This window comes from Nocardia amamiensis (assembly GCF_015477605.1).
Classification (GTDB): Bacteria; Actinomycetota; Actinomycetes; order Mycobacteriales; family Mycobacteriaceae; genus Nocardia; species Nocardia amamiensis_A.
Map to the genome: position 1 here is coordinate 13,967 of NZ_JADLQX010000002.1, position 18,141 is coordinate 32,107.

The 18,141-nt window shown below is 68.1% G+C and carries 14 protein-coding genes and 2 tRNA genes; 9 read left to right on the forward strand and 7 right to left on the reverse strand.

The window, feature by feature from the left end:
* Positions 1-140 precede the first annotated feature (140 nt).
* Complete coding sequence (iolD, locus tag IU459_RS02545; RefSeq protein ID WP_195127823.1) at positions 141-1,982, forward strand: 3D-(3,5/4)-trihydroxycyclohexane-1,2-dione acylhydrolase (decyclizing); 1,842 nt, start codon at positions 141-143, stop codon at positions 1,980-1,982.
* A gap of 502 nt (positions 1,983-2,484) precedes the next feature.
* Positions 2,485-2,688: a cold-shock protein gene (locus IU459_RS02550; protein WP_014987157.1), complete on the forward strand. Its 204-nt coding sequence runs from the start codon at positions 2,485-2,487 to the stop codon at positions 2,686-2,688.
* Between the two features lie 77 nt (positions 2,689-2,765).
* Here the strand turns inward: IU459_RS02550 and IU459_RS02555 are convergent, their stop codons facing one another.
* Positions 2,766-3,362 (reverse strand): TetR/AcrR family transcriptional regulator, encoded by a 597-nt coding sequence (locus IU459_RS02555; protein ID WP_195127824.1) that lies wholly within the window; start codon positions 3,360-3,362, stop codon positions 2,766-2,768.
* A gap of 79 nt (positions 3,363-3,441) precedes the next feature.
* On the opposite strand from IU459_RS02555, the gene IU459_RS02560 reads away from it, so the two are divergent.
* Entirely contained in the window at positions 3,442-3,894 is a 453-nt protein-coding gene (locus tag IU459_RS02560) for a VOC family protein (RefSeq protein WP_195127825.1), read from the forward strand.
* A gap of 940 nt (positions 3,895-4,834) precedes the next feature.
* On the opposite strand, the gene IU459_RS02565 is transcribed toward IU459_RS02560, so the two are convergent.
* Positions 4,835-6,544, reverse strand: coding sequence for an alpha/beta fold hydrolase (locus IU459_RS02565; protein ID WP_195127826.1), 1,710 nt, complete (start codon positions 6,542-6,544; stop codon positions 4,835-4,837).
* A 72-nt stretch (positions 6,545-6,616) separates the two neighbouring features.
* Positions 6,617-7,171 carry a TetR/AcrR family transcriptional regulator gene (locus IU459_RS02570; RefSeq protein ID WP_195127827.1) on the reverse strand — a complete coding sequence of 185 codons (555 nt, stop codon included), beginning with the start codon at positions 7,169-7,171 and terminating at the stop codon, positions 6,617-6,619.
* A gap of 145 nt (positions 7,172-7,316) precedes the next feature.
* Here IU459_RS02570 and serA point away from each other — a divergent pair, with 145 nt between their 5' ends.
* Together serA and IU459_RS02580 are read left to right on the forward strand one after the other, a co-directional pair.
* Complete coding sequence (gene serA / locus IU459_RS02575) at positions 7,317-8,915, forward strand: phosphoglycerate dehydrogenase (protein ID WP_195127828.1); 1,599 nt, start codon at positions 7,317-7,319, stop codon at positions 8,913-8,915.
* Between the two features lie 457 nt (positions 8,916-9,372).
* Positions 9,373-10,380, forward strand: a complete 1,008-nt coding sequence (locus IU459_RS02580) for a 3-isopropylmalate dehydrogenase (RefSeq protein ID WP_195127829.1) — start codon at positions 9,373-9,375, stop codon at positions 10,378-10,380.
* Between the two features lie 150 nt (positions 10,381-10,530).
* On the opposite strand, the gene IU459_RS02585 is transcribed toward IU459_RS02580, so the two are convergent.
* The gene (locus IU459_RS02585; RefSeq protein ID WP_195127830.1) at positions 10,531-11,712 is read right to left on the reverse strand and encodes an MFS transporter; all 1,182 of its coding nucleotides are present in this window, start codon (positions 11,710-11,712) and stop codon (positions 10,531-10,533) included.
* Positions 11,713-11,906: 194 nt separating this feature from the next.
* Between IU459_RS02585 and IU459_RS02590 the strand changes: the two genes are divergently transcribed.
* The 4 genes from IU459_RS02590 to IU459_RS02605 all read left to right on the forward strand — a co-directional run bounded on the left by IU459_RS02590 (position 11,907) and on the right by IU459_RS02605 (position 14,618).
* Positions 11,907-12,707: a fumarylacetoacetate hydrolase family protein gene (locus IU459_RS02590; RefSeq protein WP_195127831.1), complete on the forward strand. Its 801-nt coding sequence runs from the start codon at positions 11,907-11,909 to the stop codon at positions 12,705-12,707.
* Positions 12,708-12,720: 13 nt separating this feature from the next.
* A complete protein-coding gene (gltX, locus tag IU459_RS02595; RefSeq protein WP_195127832.1) occupies positions 12,721-14,205 on the forward strand; it encodes a glutamate--tRNA ligase in 1,485 nt (494 codons plus the stop codon).
* Positions 14,206-14,326: 121 nt separating this feature from the next.
* Positions 14,327-14,398: transfer RNA gene (locus IU459_RS02600), tRNA-Gln, on the forward strand.
* A 147-nt stretch (positions 14,399-14,545) separates the two neighbouring features.
* Positions 14,546-14,618: transfer RNA gene (locus IU459_RS02605), tRNA-Glu, on the forward strand.
* Between the two features lie 1,773 nt (positions 14,619-16,391).
* Here the strand turns inward: IU459_RS02605 and IU459_RS02610 are convergent.
* The 3 genes from IU459_RS02610 to IU459_RS02620 form a co-directional block, all read right to left on the reverse strand.
* Complete coding sequence (locus tag IU459_RS02610; protein WP_195128152.1) at positions 16,392-16,571, reverse strand: DUF5302 domain-containing protein; 180 nt, start codon at positions 16,569-16,571, stop codon at positions 16,392-16,394.
* A 330-nt stretch (positions 16,572-16,901) separates the two neighbouring features.
* The gene (locus IU459_RS02615) at positions 16,902-17,402 is read right to left on the reverse strand and encodes a PPOX class F420-dependent oxidoreductase (RefSeq protein WP_195127833.1); all 501 of its coding nucleotides are present in this window, start codon (positions 17,400-17,402) and stop codon (positions 16,902-16,904) included.
* A 33-nt stretch (positions 17,403-17,435) separates the two neighbouring features.
* Positions 17,436-18,137 (reverse strand): IclR family transcriptional regulator, encoded by a 702-nt coding sequence (locus tag IU459_RS02620; protein ID WP_195127834.1) that lies wholly within the window; start codon positions 18,135-18,137, stop codon positions 17,436-17,438.
* Between the last annotated feature and the right edge of the window lie 4 nt (positions 18,138-18,141).

Consider the following 18,141-nt stretch of genomic DNA (forward strand, 5'->3'; position numbering starts at 1 on the left):
CGTGGCGGCGGCGCGAACCTGCCGGCCGGTCCGGCGCCCGCGCGATCGATGGCGTTTTGCGACGAACCGATGCACGCGGGATGGGCGGCCCAACCGATCGACCCCTACTGCCCGGTCACCACTGACGAAGGAAGGATCGGATGAGACTGACGGCGGCGCAAGCGCTGGTGACCTGGTTGGTCGCCCAGCGCTCCGAAACACTCGACGGCCGCGAGGTGCCGCTCTTCCCCGCCGTTTTCGGGATCTTCGGGCACGGCAACGTGCTCGGCCTCGGTACCGCGCTGCACGAACGGCGCGACGAGCTTCCGGTCTGGCGCGGCCACACCGAAGAGGGGATGGCGCTCGCGGCGGTCGGCTATGCCAAGGCCACGCACCGGCGTCAGGTCGGCGTCGCGACCTCCTCGATCGGTCCAGGCGCGCTGAACATGGTGACCGCGGCAGGCGTCGCGCACGCGAATCGCCTTCCGCTGCTGCTGCTTCCGGGCGACACCTTCACCGGCCGCGCCCCCGACCCGGTCCTGCAGCAGGTCGAGCACTTCGGCGACGCCACCGTCACGGTGAACGACGCGTTCCGCGCGGTGAGCCGGTATTTCGACCGCGTCACCCGCCCGGAACAGCTGATGTCCACCCTGCCCCAAGCGGTTCGGGTGCTCACCGACCCGGCCGACGCCGGTCCGGTCGTCCTCGCGCTGCCGCAGGACGTCCAAGCCGAAAGCTACGACTTCCCCGACGCGCTCTTCACCCCGGTGGTGCACCGCTTCGCGCGGCCGCGCCCCGATCAGCGAGCCCTCGCCGACGCCGCCGCCGCGCTGCGCGCCGCGCGACGCCCGCTGCTGGTGCTCGGCGGCGGTGTCCGCTATTCGGGTGCCGGACGCGCCGTGCTCGATTTCGCCGAGCGCTATGGCATTCCGATCGTGGAGACCACCGCGGGCCGCACGTTGGTGGAGCACGACCATCCGCTGTACGCGGGACCGCTGGGTATCACCGGTTCGGCGTCGGCGAACGCGATGGCGGCCGAAGCGGAGCTGGTTCTCGCGGTCGGGACCCGATTGCAGGACTTCACCACGGCGTCCTGGACCGTCTTCGCGCCGGACGTCCGCCTCGTGACGATCAACGTGGCGCGGTTCGACGCCGTCAAGCACGGCGCCCTCGCTGTGGTCGGCGATGCCGACGCCACCGTGCGCGAGCTGGCCGACCAGCCGGGGGAGTGGCGTATCGATCCGGAGTGGACGGCCCGAGCCGCGGCGCTACGCAGCACCTGGGACGCGCACATCGACAAACTCCGCGCGCCGACTCCGGGCATGCCGAGCTACGCCCAGGTCGTCGGCGCGGTGAACGATTTGAGCGGGCCGGGCGACTACGTGATGACGGCCTCCGGTGGCCTGCCCGGCGAACTGGTGGGCGGCTGGCGCGCGACGGGCGGGGCGCCCACCATGGACGTGGAGTACGGCTTCTCCTGCATGGGCTACGAACTAGCGGGCGCGTGGGGTGCGGCCATGGCGCATACCGACGGCGTGGTCACGACGATGCTCGGGGACGGCTCCTATCTGATGCTGAACTCGGAATTGTTCTCGGCCGCCTTCGCCGGGCACCCGTTCGTCGCGGTGGTCTGCGACAACGACGGCTACGCCGTGATCGCCCGCCTGCAAGAAGGTCAAGGCGGCGCCCCGTTCAACAACTTCTACGCGAATTGCCGCACCACCCGAGACCATCCGCCCCGCGTCGACTTCGCCGGCCATGCCGCGGCACTGGGCTGTTGCGTCTTCACCGCCGCCGATTTGGACGAGTTCCGCGACGCCTACGCGCGGGCGCGCGCCGCTGCCGCTTCGGAATCCCGTCCGGCCGTGGTCGTGGTGCGGACACAGCCGTCGGCGTGGACCGAGGCGGGCGCTTGGTGGGAAGTCGGCGTGCCGGAGCACCTGCCCGGCCGTGGCGAGTACGACGAGACCAAACCGCGCCAGCTGCGCTATCTGCGTCCGTGAACAGAACTTAACGAACAGTGCGCCCAGCGGTCGGACGACGTACGCTGAGGTGACGGAGTCTGCCGTGCTGTAGGCTGTAAAGCATTGGGGCACAACGGAACTGGTAACAGCGGTCCCGTGCCGAGCCGCGTGGACAAAGGAAACGTTCATGGTGCCGGGTGGGGCGGCCTCATGCGATCGGGGTGTGTTCGTCGAAGGCGACGGCGGGCCCATCCGACTGGAAGTGCGGGTACCCGAATGGCTGGTGCGGCGAGGCCGTCCGCATCGGGGCCCAACGAGCGTGGGAGGTGAAGACGCGGTCCGCCGTGAGCGTCAGCGAGCGAATCGACAACACGGCGCGTCTCGCGCACGATGGAGTCGAGCGCCGGCACGGCGCGGTCGTGAGCGTTAGCTCACAGTTGGTGGGATCGAACGTGAGTAATTCGTCCGATCATGGCATCGTTGATCTACGAGACCGGGGCATATCTGAACACACACCTGGCTCGTCTACAGAAAGTATGAAATGGCTCAAGGCATTGTGAAGTGGTTCAACAGCGAGAAGGGCTTCGGCTTCATCGCGCAAGACGGCGGAGGACCCGACGTCTTCGTGCATTACTCGGCTGTGAGCGGCTCGGGTTTCCGGTCCCTCGATGAGGGGCAGCGCGTGGAGTTCGAGATCGGCCAGGGACAGAAGGGTCCCCAGGCCCAGGACGTCCGCGTTCTCTGATCGCGACAAAGCTTCCGAAAGGCTCCGCACCCGCTGGGTGCGGAGCCTTTCCCCTGTTCAGGGGGTATTACGCGAGCTCAGGCGGCCTTGGCGCGCAGCGCGTCGAGCAGGCGGTGCAGTGCGGCGGTGGTTTCGGCGAGCGCTGCCGGATCCTCGGTCGAGGCGAGCCAGAGCGCGGCCTCGTTCATCGCGCCGGACAGCAGGTGGGTCAGCGGCTCGATCGGCTGCGGCGCCAGCACGCCTTCCTCGATCAGCAGGTGTAGCGCCTCGCCGAGATGGCGGGCGGAATTCGCCTCGTCCATGGCTCGCCATTCGTGCCAGCCGAGCACCGCGGGGCCATCCACGAGCATGATTCGCTGAATCTCCGGAGCGGTGCAGGTGGTCAGGAAGGCTTCGCAGCCCGCCACCAACTGGGACCAGGCGTCGGACTCGGCCTCCGCCGCCGCGGCGACTCGCTCGCCGACTTCCTGCTGCACCTGGTCGAGCACCGCTCGGAACAGCGCGGCCTTGCTGTCGAAGTTGTGATAGAGCGCGCCTTTGGTCACCCCCGTGGCCGCGACGATCTCCGAGAGGCCAACGGCGCCATATCCTTTCGCCGCGAAAAGGCGTCGGCTGGTGCGCAGCAGGGCGCGGCGCGTCTCTTCGCGCTGCTTGGTGCGCATGGTGCTCGGCATCGATGGTTCTCCTGTTGACGTACCGAAAGTATGTGAACTAGCGTACTCGACATTCCATCGGTATGTGAAGGGCCAGGCTATGAAACTCACCAGCTTCTACCCCGTCGTCTGCACCACCCGCCTCGCGGAGTCGCGGGACTTCTACACCACGTTGTTCGGCTTCGAGATCACCTTCGAGGCCGACTGGTACGTCAGCCTGCGCAGGCCCGGCGGCGCCGGCGAGCCCGTGTACGAGCTGGCTCTGCTGGACTACACGCACCCGACGGTGCCCGCCGCCTTCCGTAAGCCGGTGCAGGGGCTGCTGCTGAACTTCGAGGTCGAGGACGTCGACGCGGAATGGGACCGCTTGGTGGTGCAGGGTGGCCTGCGCGCCGAAATGGACATCCGCACCGAGGAATTCGGTCAGCGGCACTTCATCGTGGCTGACCCTGGTGGCGTCCTGATCGACCTGATCACCGAGGTCCCGCCGAGCCAGGAGTACGCCGAGCAGTTCAGTGCCGACTACATGGCCGAGAAGTTCGGGGCGAGCTGACGGGGTGTGACGGGTGGATGGGCAAGGCCCGCTGCTCGACGCCGGGTCGATGGCTTTTCGTCGATCCGCTGAGGGAGTCGTGCCGCACTCGGCGCGCGTGGGCGTGGCCGTGCGCGCCACCGGCGGTGCGGAATGGCCGTGTCGGCGTCGCCACGCGGGCGTCCCGGCGATGTGGCCGGGGTCACCGTCTGCTTGTCTCGACACGCGTGGGCGGAAATCCCGCTCCGGCCTCGGATATCGGCGCCGATATGGCTCCGTTATTTGCGAGTCCGGGGCAAAGATGCGGAATCGGCAGTTATTCGGAAGCTCTATCGTCGAGCGTCCGTATCGGATGCGTGACTGTCCTGAATTTTCTCGATGTATCAGCCGAGTTCAATTTCCTCAGAATTTTCTTATGGACTCCTTAGTTTAGAAAATTAGACGCTTCAAAGGTGGCTACGACCTGGTCAAACGACTAAAAGTGCACGTCGGCGCCCTGCTGAAGAGTGGCATGCGTCACGATCAGACCGTAGCGTGCCCTGCATCACTAATTATTCGAATTCCGTAACCATCGCCGTCCAGCCCTCGATGTGCTCAATGTCAGCCAGTTCGACTGGATAATGTTTCGAGGAAGAGGTATTTCCATGATCCCCGTTATCATCGACACCGGTAGCGCTGCCGTGAACGGTCTTTTCAACACCCTCGGCGCCGCGTTGCACGGTCTTGTCGACACTCTGTGGACGGGCTCCTTCGGCGGCCGCTGACCGACGTGACGGTCGAGGAGATCGACCGGTTCTCGCGCCGACCGACGGCGTGATCGAGCGGGCCCCCGCACCCAGGCTGGTGCGGGGGCCCGCCGCTGTCCGAGAACACCCTGCGACGGCGCAGTGCTCAGGAGAAGGCGCGTGCTGAGGACGTTCGCGTAACTCGGCTCGTATGACGACAGACGCCCGGAGCGAGGTCAGTTGCGAGCGCCGACGGTGGACATCTGGATGAGTTCGGCCGCAAGCCGCTGCGGATGGGTCAGCTGCGGGTAGTGCCCAGTGTCCTCGATCGAAATCGACTCACTCGACGTCGGGATGGTGATCGGATCCGCGGCACCGGTGACGATCCGCACCGGCACCTCGACCCGATCCAGCAATGCGCGCAACTCCTCGCGCCGCGTGGAGGCGCTCGCGCGGCGCAGCGCGCCGAGAGTTCGTGCCGCGACACCAGGCCTGCGTAGATTCGCAGCGGCGCTCGCGATCGCCGCGCTTTCGGGCACTCCGAGCCGTTTCGCCAAGGCGGCGGCGGAGATTCGTCGCAAGGCCGGCGTCATCAGCGGCGAGCGCAGCAGCATCCCAGCCCGTGGTTGCAAGAACGCGGGGGCCACCAGAATCACACCGGAGATCCGCTCCGGATGCTCGGCCGCGTATCGCAGCACCGGTCCGCAGCCGAGCGAATGTCCGACCAGCACCGGCCGGGTGTGAACCGAGGCGAGCAGTCGCGGCAGTGCCGCATCGATGTCGCCGGGCGCCGAACGTCCGAGTCCGGGAAGGTCGATGGCGAGGCTCGGCGCGTCCAGTTCGGCGCGCACCGTGTTCCAGGATTCGCCGTCCAGCGGAAGACCGTGCACCAAGACATAGGCCGGACGTTCGCGGTCCCCGCTCACCCAGACGCCGTGGTCGAATCCCGCGGTCGGATCGTCCGCCACCGCGCCGAACCGGCTGGCGACGAGGTGATCTGCCCACGCCAGAATGGTCGCCTCGGTGGACGGAATGGTGAGCCCGGCGCGTCGCGCTACCTCCGCCGCCGCGGAGGTGTCGTAGCGGTCGTCGGCGATGAAGGTCATCGTCTCCGGATCGGCGCCGGTCAACGCGCGGGGAAGTTTGGCGATCACACCGGCCGGAATCGAGAACCGCGGTGCACGGACCCCCAGGTGCCCTGCCAGCAGCCGAATCAGTTTCGGCAGCACCGGAGTTCGATCGTCGAGGACGGTGTAGGACCGGCCCACGGTATCGGGGAGAGCGGGCAGACTGATCAGGAAATCGGTGAAGTAGTCCAGATCGACGATGGGCACGAAGGTCTCCGCGCCACCGGGAATCGCCGCGAGCTTTCCATTCCACAGATCCTCGACCACGCTCGACAATCCGATGTATTGGCCGGGGCCGATCACGCTGCTCGGATTCGCGATGGTGAGCCCGACGCCGAGTTCGGCCGCGCGCCGACGCAGCAGCGGATCCGACTCGAACTTGGAGGCGCCGTACGCGCCCCGCTCGTAATACTGTTCCTGGGACTCCTCGACGGTGATCCGGTATCCCGTGATGTGCACGACGCGCCGGAGTTCCGGCAGGGCTGCCGCCCAGTCGAGCACGCGCATGGCCCCGGTGACGTTGACCGCGTACGCGTCCTCGGGCGCGAGTCCGAACGCGAAGCGGGCCGCGCAGTTGTACACGTCGCGAATGCCGGACGAGTCGAAGCCGGCGGGCAGGCCGAGATCCGGCGCGGTGACGTCGCACGCGATGATCTCCAGCCTGCTCGCCTCCACTCCGCGCCGGCGCAACCAGCCGGTGAGCCGCTCCTCGCTACCGGGCCGCAAGGCGGCGGCGACGGAATGTCCTTGGGCGAGCAAGCGGGCGACCGCGTTGCGGCCGAGGAACCCCGCGGCGCCGAAGACGATGCTGTCGGACATGAGATGCTCCTTACTAGACCGGTCTACATATTTTGTGGACCTGCGGAAACGTACGGTGGGGTGACAGTGGATTCAGATCAGGTTGTGCAGGGTGCGCTCGACCCGTTCCAGCGGTTCACGACTGCGTTGCGCGCGAGCCAGCAGCAGTGCGCCCTCGACCATCGCGAGCACCGCGGCGGCCAGGTCGTCGGCGTCGTCGCGGCCGTCGGCCCGCAGGCGGATGCGCAGCGCCTCCTGCCAAGCCGTGTAGGCGGCGGCGCACTCGGCCTGGATCGGGTCGTTCGCCGCCGCCACGTCCAAGGCGACCGTGGCGACCGGGCAGCCCTGCTGCCAGCCGGACGCTTCCAGGCGGTCACCGAACGCGTTCAGCAGTCTGGTCGCCGCCGCGGCGGTGTCGCCGGGCTCGATGGTGTCGATCAGCATCGCGATGTCCTTGCCCGCTTGGGCGATCGCCGCCGCGACCAGTTCGTCCTTGCCGCCGGGGAAGTGGAAGTACAACGAGCCGCGCGGCGCCCCACTGCTCGCCAGGATCTGATTGAGGCCGGCGCCGTAGTAGCCGTGCCGCTCGACCAGCGCCCGTGTCGCGTCGACCAGCTTGCCGCGTGTCTCGGTGCCTTTCACGCCCATGCCGGAGACTGTAGACCGATCTTCATATTTTTGCCAGCGGGACGACTGAGGACGGCCGCCTACCAGGTGGTAGGAGCGGCCGAAACCGCGCGCACTAAGCTGGTCGGCGGTAACTGCCGACCCGATTCCCCCAGGAGTAACCCACGTGAGCCAAGCAGGCCGTCCTGTAGTTCTGATCGCCGACAAGCTCGCCCAGTCGACCGTCGACGCGCTCGGTGACGGTGTCGAGGTTCGGTGGGTCGACGGTCCCGACCGGCCGGCACTGCTGGCCGCGGTGCCCGAAGCCGACGCGCTGCTGGTGCGCTCGGCGACAACGGTCGACGCCGAGGTCCTGGAAGCCGGGAAGAACCTGAAGATCGTCGCCCGCGCCGGCGTCGGCCTGGACAACGTCGACGTGCCCGCCGCCACCGAGCGCGGCGTCATGGTCGTCAACGCGCCCACCTCGAACATCCACACCGCCGCCGAGCACGCGGTCACCCTGCTGCTGTCGGCCGCGCGTCAGATCCCCGCCGCCGACGCCACCCTGCGCGAGCACACCTGGAAGCGCAGCAAGTTCAACGGTGTGGAGATCTTCGGCAAGACCGTCGGCGTGGTCGGCCTCGGCCGCATCGGCCAGCTCTTCGCCGCGCGCCTGGCCGCGTTCGAGACCAAGGTCATCGCCTACGACCCGTATGTGTCGCCCGCGCGTGCCGCGCAGCTCGGCATCGAGCTGCTGCCCCTCGACGAACTGCTCGAGCGCGCCGACCTGATCTCCATCCACCTGCCGAAGACGCCGGAGACCAAGGGCATCATCGGCAAGGAGGCCATCGCCAAGACCAAGCCGGGCGTGATCATCGTCAACGCCGCCCGCGGTGGCCTGGTCGACGAGGCCGCGCTGGCCGAGGCGATCAAGTCCGGTCACGTGCGCGCCGCCGGCCTGGACGTCTTCGAGACCGAGCCCTGCACCGACAGCCCGCTGTTCGATCTGCCGCAGGTCGTCGTGACCCCGCACCTGGGCGCCTCCACCGCCGAGGCTCAGGACCGCGCGGGCACCGACGTCGCCAAGTCGGTGCTGCTGGCCCTGGCCGGGGAGTTCGTGCCCGGCGCGGTGAACGTCACCGGCGGCACTGTCAGCGAAGAGGTCGCGCCGTGGCTGGACATCGTGCGCAAGCAGGGCGCCCTGCTCGGCGCGCTGTCCAATGAGCTGCCGGTCAGCGTCGAGGTCCAGGTGCGCGGCGAGCTGGCCGCGCAGGAGGTCGGCGTGCTGGAGCTGTCCGCGCTGCGCGGGATCTTCTCCGCGCACGTCGAGGACCAGGTCACCTTCGTCAACGCGCCCGCCCTGGCCAAGGACCGCGGAATCAGCACCCAGGTCGCCACGGCGTCGGAGAGCCCGAGTCACCGCAGCGTGGTCGACCTGCGCGCCGTCTTCGGCGACGGCTCCACCCTGAACGTGGCGGGCACGCTGACCGAGCCGCAGCTGGTGGAGAAGATCGTCAACATCAACGGCCGCAACTACGACATGCGGGCCGAGGGCCTGAACCTGGCCATCCTGAACTACGAGGACAAGCCGGGCGCGCTGGGCAAGATCGGCACCAAGCTCGGCGAGGCCGGGGTCGACATCCTCGCCGCACAGCTGACCCAGGACGTGGACAAGACCGGCGCCACCGTGGTGCTGCGGGTCGCCCGCGAGGTCCCCGGCGACGTGCAGGCCGCGATCGCCGAGTCGGTCGGCGCGGCCAAGATCGTCTTGGTCGATCTGTTCTGATCGGATCGGGGGCCACGCCCCCGTTGCGGAGGGCCTGACGCCGCGCGCGAGACATTCGCGCGCGGCGTCGCTTGTCGGCCGGCCCCGCGTCCCGGGGTCTTGCGGTTGGCGCGAGGATCTGCGTCTGGCGGTTGGCGCGGGGCCTGTGTTCGGCGTTGGTGCGGGGCCTGTGTTCGGGGGTTGGTCCGGGAGCGGGTCGCGGTGGGGCGTGGGACCCTGCGCGTGGCGTCAGGACGGAACCGGCCTCTGCTGATCGGTTCCGGGTCCGGCCCATCCGGGTCCGGGCTTGTCTGTGCGCCGCGCCGCGTGTCCGCCGCCCAGTTCTCGACGGTCCGGCCGGGCCGAGTACCGTGACGGTGCTGCGGTCCCCGGCCGGAATGTCGTGTTCACCGACGGTCGAACCACGTGCCGCACATCGTGACGGCCGCGACCGGCAAACATCGAACGGAGCATTTGCATGAAGCTTGCTGTCATCCCGGGTGACGGGATCGGGCCCGAGGTCATCGCCGAGGCGCTCAAGGTGCTCGACGTGGTCGTGCCCGGTGTCGAGAAGACCGAATACGACCTCGGTGCGCGGCGCTACCACGCGACCGGCGAGATCCTGCCGGACTCGGTGTTGCCCGAGTTGAAGCAGCACGACGCGATCCTGCTCGGCGCGATCGGCGATCCGTCGGTGCCCAGCGGCGTACTCGAACGCGGGCTGCTGCTGCGCACCCGGTTCGCGCTGGACCACCACGTGAACCTGCGGCCGTCCAAACTCTTCCCCGGCGTGACCAGCCCGCTGGCGGGCAACCCCGACATCGACTTCGTGGTGGTCCGTGAAGGCACCGAGGGTCCCTACACCGGCACCGGCGGCGCGATCCGCGTCGACACACCGCACGAGGTGGCGACCGAGGTGAGCACCAACACCCGGTTCGGCATCGAGCGTGTGGTGCGGTACGCCTTCGGCAAGGCGCAGGCCCGGCGCAAGCACCTCACGCTGGTGCACAAGACCAACGTGCTCACCTTCGCCGGCTCGCTGTGGCAGCGCACCGTTGACGAGGTCGCCGCCGAATTCCCTGATGTCACAACGGCTTACCAGCACATCGACGCCGCGACCATCCACCTGGTCAACGATCCGGGCCGGTTCGACGTGATCGTCACCGACAACCTCTTCGGCGACATCATCACCGACCTGGCCGCCGCCGTGAGCGGCGGCATCGGCCTGGCCGCCAGCGGCAACATCGACGCCTCTGGGACGAACCCGAGCATGTTCGAGCCGGTGCACGGCAGCGCCCCCGACATCGCGGGCCAGTCCAAGGCCGACCCGACCGCCGCGATCCTCTCGGTCTCCCTGCTGCTCAACCATCTCGGCGACACCGAGGCCGCCGCCCGCATCGAGTCCGCGGTCGCCAAGGACCTCGCGTCTCGCTCCGGCGGCGCGTCGACCGTGGAGATCGGCGACCGCATCGCCGCCGCGGTCTGACCTCGACACACCCGAAGGTCCCGCCCCCGATCCGGGAGCGGGACCTGTGTTTGTCCGGGCTCGGTGGGATGGGCGCCTCGCTGCCCATCCCCGCGGCTCGCGGCACCGACGTGGTTTCCGTTGGTCGGCGGGAGAGCTTGCGGCAGAGGCTTATTCGGGGTCAGTGGGTACCAGGGGGACGGCTGCTACCGCGGCTGCGGCGGCGAGGAGGAACGCGGCGGGGAAGCCGCTCGCGGTGATGAGCGCGCCGGATACGGGAGGGATGGCGGCCATGGCCAGGTTCTGTCCGGTGTTCTGGATGCCGAGGCCACGGCCGCTCCAGTACGGGCCTGCGATTTCGGCTACCGCCGTGAAGGCCAGCCCGTTGTCGGAGACGGTGATCACGGACGCGGCGATCAGCAGCGGGATGGCGGCCCACCACCAGTGCGTCCACGCCGCCAGAGCCAAGCCCGCCATCGACAGCACAGCGGCGATCGCGACCGTGCGCAGCGGTCCCATTCGGCTGCCGACGCGATCCGACCAGGCACCCGCGCCGATGCGGCCCAGCGCGCCGAGAATCTGCGTGAACGTCACCAATGCGCCCGCGGCGGCCAACGACCATCCGACGTCGCGGTGCAGCCACAGCAGCGCGAATGTCCACACGGTGCCCTGGGGAACGACGAGCAGCACCGAGACCAAGTGGATGCGCCAAAGCGTGGCGTCATCGCGATAAGGATTGGCGCGCAAGGCCGGATCCGCGGCGGAACGCGCGGGGCGCGGCGGGTCGACGATGCCCGTCAGGCAGCCGAGGGCCGCCAGGCCCGCCATCAGCGCGGGAACCAGAATCGCCGCGGGCACACCATGGGCAGCGGCCACCGCGGGAATCGCCAACGCGCCGACGCCGACGCCGAGCGGCTGCGCGGTCTGCCGGATCCCCATCGCCAGCCCCCGCCGATGCGGTGGGAACCAGCCGACGATCACCCGCCCGCTGGCGCCGTTGGTACTGGCCGCCCCGACGCCGCCGAGAAACAGCAGCGCACCCAAGGCGATGTGGTCGGTGGTCGCCGCCGCGGCGCAGCCGGCCGCCAGCATCAGCAGCGGGCCGCCGACCAGCACCTTGCGCTCGCCGATCCGGTCGACCACGTAACCCCACGCGATGAGCGTGCACACCAGTCCGACAGTCGGCATGGCCACCAGCAGACCCGCGGTGGCCAGCGGCATGCCGCGGTCGGTCAGCGCGGGCAGCAGGAACGGAACACCGTGGATGAAGACCGCGCTGGAGGCTTGGGCGAAGACGCCGAGACCCAGCATGGACCAGCGCCGCATCTCGTCGATCTGGACCTCGGTCGCCATCGGCTTCACCTCAATATCTCAATATTTGGGATCACGATCTCACTTTGTGAACCTTGTTGCTCACCGTACACCCGGACGGCAGCGCGAATCGACGGCTGCGGATGTCGGACTGCTCACAGCACACGGTGGAAATTTCCGTACCACTCGGTCGGGCGCGTTCGGCCAGGTGACGGTGGGTCGATAGACTGCCGGGCATGCGTCTAGGTCGAGTTGCCAGTCCCGATGGGGTCGCCTTCGTCAGCATCGAAGGCGACGTAAGCGACAGCGCGGGCCAGAGCGAGGCCGGATCGGCGATCGCCAAGGAAATCGCGGAACACCCGTTCGGCACACCGACGTTCACCGGCCGGAGCTGGCCGCTGGCCGACGTGCGGTTGCTCGCCCCGATCCTGGCCAGCAAGGTGGTCTGCGTCGGCAAGAACTACGCCGCCCACGCCGCCGAAATGGGCGGTCCCGCACCCGAAGACCCGGTCATCTTCCTCAAGCCCAACACCGCGATCGTCGGTCCGAACGCCCCGATCATCCTGCCGCCCAGCTCTTCTCAGGTCGACTACGAGGGAGAGCTCGCCATCGTCATCGGCCGCCCGTGCAAGGACGTGCCCGCCGCCCGCGCGCTGGACGTGGTCCTCGGCTACACCGTCGCCAACGACGTGACCGCCCGCGACCAGCAGCGCCACGACGGGCAGTGGACCAGAGGGAAGGGCTACGACACGTTCTGCCCGCTGGGTCCGTGGATCGAAACCGCAATCGACCCTGCGGATCTGGAGATTGTCACCGAGCTCGACGGCGAGGTGCGCCAACGCAGCCGCACTTCGCTTCTGCTGCATGACATTCCGAAGCTCATCGAGTGGGTCACCACCGTGATGACGCTGCTGCCCGGTGACGTGATCCTCACCGGAACCCCCGAGGGCGTCGGCCCGCTCCAGGAGGGGCAGCAGGTGTCGGTGACCGTCGAGGGGATCGGAACGCTCACCAATCCCGTTGCCGCCAAACGCTGATCGAAAGAGAGCCATGACTGAAGTACGGGTCCGATTCTGCCCGTCGCCGACCGGAACACCGCACGTCGGCCTGATCCGGACGGCGCTGTTCAACTGGGCCTACGCCCGCCATCACGGTGGCACATTCGTCTTTCGTATCGAAGACACCGATGCCGCTCGCGATTCCGAGGAGTCCTACCGGGCGATTATCGACGCGCTGCGCTGGCTCGGCCTCACCTGGGACGAGGGACCGGAGGTCGGCGGGCCATATGAACCGTATCGCCAGTCGCAGCGAAAAGGTCTGCATCTGGACGTGGTGCGGCGTTTGCTGGAGGCCGGGGAAGCGTATGAATCATTCTCCACGCCAGAGGAAGTCGAGGCTCGCCACCGGGCTGCTGGACGCGACCCGAAGCTGGGTTACGACAACTACGACCGCGACCTGACGCCCGAGCAAATCGCGGCATACCGAGCCGAGGGGCGCCCCGCCGTGATCCGGCTGCGAATGCCCGACGAGGACCTTTCCTGGCACGATCTGGTGCGCGGCGAGACCACCTTCAAAGCGGGCTCCGTGCCGGACTTCGCGCTCACCCGCGGCACGGGCGACCCGCTGTACACCCTGGTCAACCCGGTCGACGACGCGCTGATGCGGATCACCCACGTGCTGCGCGGCGAGGATTTGCTCTCCTCCACCCCGCGGCAGCTCGCGCTGTATGCCGCACTGCGCCGGATCGGAGTCACCGATTTCACGCCGGAGTTCGGCCATCTGCCCTTCGTCATGGGGCAGGGCAACAAGAAGTTGTCCAAGCGTGATCCGGAGTCGAATCTGTTCGCCCACCGCGACCGCGGATTCATTCCCGAGGGTTTGCTGAATTATCTCGCACTACTCGGCTGGGGCCTCTCCGAGGACCGTGACGTGTTCACGATGACGGAGATGGTCGAAACCTTCGATATTTCGAAAGTAAATTCGAATCCGGCCCGTTTCGACCAGAAGAAGGCGGACGCGCTCAACGCCGAGCACATCCGATTGCTGGACCCGGGCGATTTCACCCATCGGCTTCGGGAGTATCTCACCGAACACGGCCATATCGGCGCGGAAATCGATGAGAAGGTGTTCGCCGCGGCAGCCGCGCTCGTGCAGACCAGGATCGTCGTGTTGGCGGACGCATGGGAACTGTTGCGTTTCTTGTTCGCACCCGCGGACGAGTTCGCGATCGACCCCGCCGCGGGCGCCAAGAATCTGGGGTCCGACGCCACCGAGGTATTGCAAGCCGCTATTGCCGCGGTGACGCCGTTGCCGGAGTGGACGACCGAAGCGATCGAAGAGGCGCTGAAAAAGGCGCTCATCGAAGATCTCGGGCTGAAACCGCGCAAAGCCTTCGCGCCGGTGCGGGTCGCGGTCACCGGATCGCATATCAGCCCGCCGCTGTACGAGTCGCTGGAACTGCTCGGGCGGGACGTCACGCTGGAGCGGCTGCGCTCGGCGCTGAGCTGGACCGCGCCGGGCCAGCCGCCGTCGTGACGCCGAAAATATGGCTTTGACCAGGCGATTTGTAGTAAACCGGTAGCCATTTGGTACTCTTCTTCTCGGCCCGGAACACGGTCTCGAGTCATCCAGACGCGAGACGGAACGACCTGGTCATTGGGGTATGGTGTAATTGGCAACACAGCTGATTCTGGTTCAGCCATTCTAGGTTCGAGTCCTGGTACCCCAGCGGAGAGTGTTGTTTCGACTTCGGTTCGCGGCCGAAATCATGACAGCAACCGGCGATTTGGTCGCCGGGCTTCGGCCGGTTAAGCTAGCCAAGCCTCCTGATCGAAAGATCACCACGGCGCTCCTCGCGACAGTGAGAAGCAGTCCTGGCCCCGTCGTCTAGCGGCCTAGGACGCCGCCCTCTCAAGGCGGTAGCGCGGGTTCGAATCCCGTCGGGGCTACACGAGTGGAAGGCCCATGCCCACAAGGGTGTGGGCCTTTCTCGTTTCGCTATGTTTTGTGGGGGTGCAACCCCCACGCCCCGCCCGGAGGGCTTCGCCCCCGGACCCCCACCCCGGGAGGCTTCGCCCCGGGGCCCCGGCTGGAGGGCTTCGCCCCCAGACCCCCTTGTTGGAGGGCTTCGCCTCCGGACTCGTGCCTGGGGAGTTTCGCGGCCGGCGCTGCTGGTTGGAGGGCTTCGCCTCCGGACTCGTGCCTGGGGAGTTTCGCGGCCGGCGCTGCTGGTTGGAGGGCTTCGCCTCCGGATCTAGGGGCTTCGTCCCCGGGCGTCCCTGGTTGGAGGGCTTTGCCTTGGCACCCACCCGGGGGAGCTTCGCCTCCGGAGCCATGGCTCGAGGGCTTTCATCTCCGGACATCGCTGTTGGAGGGCTTTGCTTCGGGCCTTCAACCAGGGGGAGCTTGGCCCCAGGGCTTGGGTTGAGGGCGTCGCCTCGAGACATCGCTGTTAGAGGGCTTCGCCCTCCGGACATTGCTGTTGGATGACTTTTGCTTTCGGACCCTGCCGGGGGAGCTGCGCCCCGGCGCCGCTGGCTGGCGGGCTTCGCCTTCGGATATCGCTGTTGGCTGGCTTTGCCTTCGGGTCCTCATCCGGTGAGTGCGCATCTGGGGCGTCTGGCTGCAGGGCTTCGTCTCCGGATATCGCTGTTGGCTGGCTTTGCCTTCGGGTCCTCACCCGGCGAGCGTGGCCCCGTGGGCGTGGCTAGAGGCTTCGGCTTCGGGCATCGCCGTTGGCTGGCTTTGCGTCCGGGACCTCACCTGAGAGTTTCGCTGGCGGGGCGTCTGGCCGGCGGGCTTCATCTTCGGATATCGCTGTTCGCGGACTTCGCCGCGGGACCTCACCTTGGGGAGCTTCGGCTTCCAGGGCGCCTGGCTGGCGGGCCTCGACTCCGGATATCGCTGTTGGCGGGCATTGCGTTCGGGGCCTCGCCTGGGGAGCTTCGGCTGTCGGGGCGTCCGGCTGGCAGGCTTCACCTTTGGGCTTCGCTGTTGGTGGGCTGCGCGTCCGGGCCTCGCCTGGGGAGCTTTGGCCTCCGGGCGCCTGGCGGGCTTCGACTCCGGATATCGCTGTTGGCGGGCATTGCGTTCGGGGCCTCGCCTGGGGAGCTTCGGCTGTCGGGGCGTCCGGCTGGCAGATTGTCTGCGGAGACCGCTGCTGGTGGTTTCGCCTCCGGACATCCCTGTGGCGCGGTTTCGCCCGAGCGCGCTTGCGCGAGTTTTCCCGAATCTCTGGCTTGGGCTTCGCTCTCAGGTTCTCGGCGTGGGATGTGTTGCGGGGTGCTCGGCGTGGGCTTTTGTTCCCGAACGCGTGGCTGAGGCTTTGCACTCAGGTTCTCGGCGCGAGCTTTGCTGCGGGGGTGCTCGGCATGGGCTTCTGTTCCCGAATCGCTGGCCTCAGCTTCGTGTCCAGATGGCTGGTGCCGGGGGGCTGCGGGTTTGCCCTGTCTGGTGGGTATATCGGCGTGGCGCGGGGGAGTGGTTCGCGTGCAGCTAGGTGGGGCTCGGCTCGGTTGGGCGTGGGACGGCGGGCGGTGTCTTGGTTGTGGGGTTGGTTGGTCGCACTGCCTGGTCGGTGATCCGGCCTTCTGGGGTGCAGGCTCGCGTGTGGCGGAGGGCACGGTTTCGGCCGTTCCACAGTGGTTGTTCGTGGGGGGGGGTGGTGCGAAACGGAAGGCCCTCCAGCGATCTTGCTGGAGGGCCTTCGGCGTGGTTGCGGACTATCCGCTCTTGCGGCGGAATTCCCGCTTGTGGGCGGCTGCGGTGTGTGTCGCGGACGCCTTGGACCGTCCGTCGAGGTGGTCGGCCGCGCGGGCGTGCTGCTGGTTCTTGCGCTCCAGTGCCTCCCGGAACTTGCGCTTCACCTCGTCGGCGCCATTGGACTTATCCGAATCCGCCATCGGCTGCTCCTCGTCGTCGCGGCCGCGCAGCGGGCCCTCACGGGCGGCGATGCCCGGCCGATTCTTGTCGAACACCTAGACACTAATGGACGCTGTCGGACGTAGTCCGTCCTGAGTCCGCGCACGGCCGGAGCGAAGGCACGGAGGTAGGCAAAACGCGCACGGCCGGAGCGAAGGCACGGAGGTAGGCAAAACGCGCACGGCCGGAGCGAAGGCACGGAGGTAGGCAAAACGCGCATGGCCGGAGCGAAGGCGGAGGTACGCCTATCCCGTGCGAGGTGGTTGTGTCAGTTCAATTTCGGGCACGTCGGCTGCCCGAACGTGCGTTGTTCAGTCCAGCGCGTGCGCGGTGGTGCCGCCGAGCGGCATGGGCGGAAGGCCGAGCTTGCGGTGATCCCAGCTACGCGTGCGCTCGGGCACCACGCGGACGGCGACCCGCTTGCTCAGCATGGCCTCCACCATCGGGCGCACTTCCTCACTGTAGGGGCCGGTGTAGCGCTCCCAGACGCTCACGCCGACGGCGAAGAGTTTCTCGGCGTCCTCGATGATCTCGGCGCGGCCTTCGATCGACACACCCCGCAGCTGGTCGTAGGTGTCGCCCGCTTCGACCAGGCAGGAGACCCGCGGATCGCGGCGCAGGTTGACCGCCTTCTGCGACTTGGCCTTCGTCTCGAACCAGATCTCGCCATCGATGAGCGCGTACCACATCGCGGTCAGGTGCGGCGTTCCCGTGGGACCGATGGTCGCCAGCGTCGCGATCCGGCTGCGCACGAGGAACTCGGTGATCTCGGTGTCGGACATCACGATCTGTGCCCGTTGGTTGACTCCCATGGGCCAACTCTAGAGAGTCCGTACTGAAACGTGTTACAGGCGCTTGTGCAATGCCTCGGCGGCCGCGACCAGATCCGCCGCCCAGCGCGCGCCGGGCCTGCGGCCCATCCGATCGATCGGGCCCGACACCGACACCGCCGCGACCACGGCGCCGCCGGCGTCGCGCACCGGCGCGGAAACGCTTGCCACACCGGCCGCGCGCTCGGCGGCACTCTGTGCCCAGCCGCGCTTGCGCACCTCGGCCAGTGCGCGCTCGCCGAATACCGCGTCGGCCAGGATGGTGCGCTGCAGCTCCGGGTCGGCCCACGCCAGCAAGACTTTGGCCGCCGAACCCGCGGTGAGCGGAAGCCGCGCTCCGACCGGAACGGTGTCGCGCAGGCCGACCGGGGGTTCCAGCGCCGCGACGCACACGCGCGCGTTGCCGTCGCGGCAGTAGAGCTGGACGCTCTCGCCGGTGATCTCGCGCAGGCGGGGCAGGATCGCCGACGCGGCCTCGAGCAGCGGGTCGTTGGCGCTGGTCGCGAGCTCGGCCAAGGCGGGTCCGGGGCGCCAGGTCCCGTTGCTGTCGCGGGCCAGCAGGCGATGCACCTCCAATCCGACGGCGAGACGATGCGCGGTGGCGCGGGGCAGGCCGGTGCGCGCGCACAGCTCGTTGAGACCGGAGGGATGCTCGGCTACGGCGTACAGGACCGCCACTGCTTTGTCGAGGACGCCGATGCCGCTATGCTGTCTCATAGAA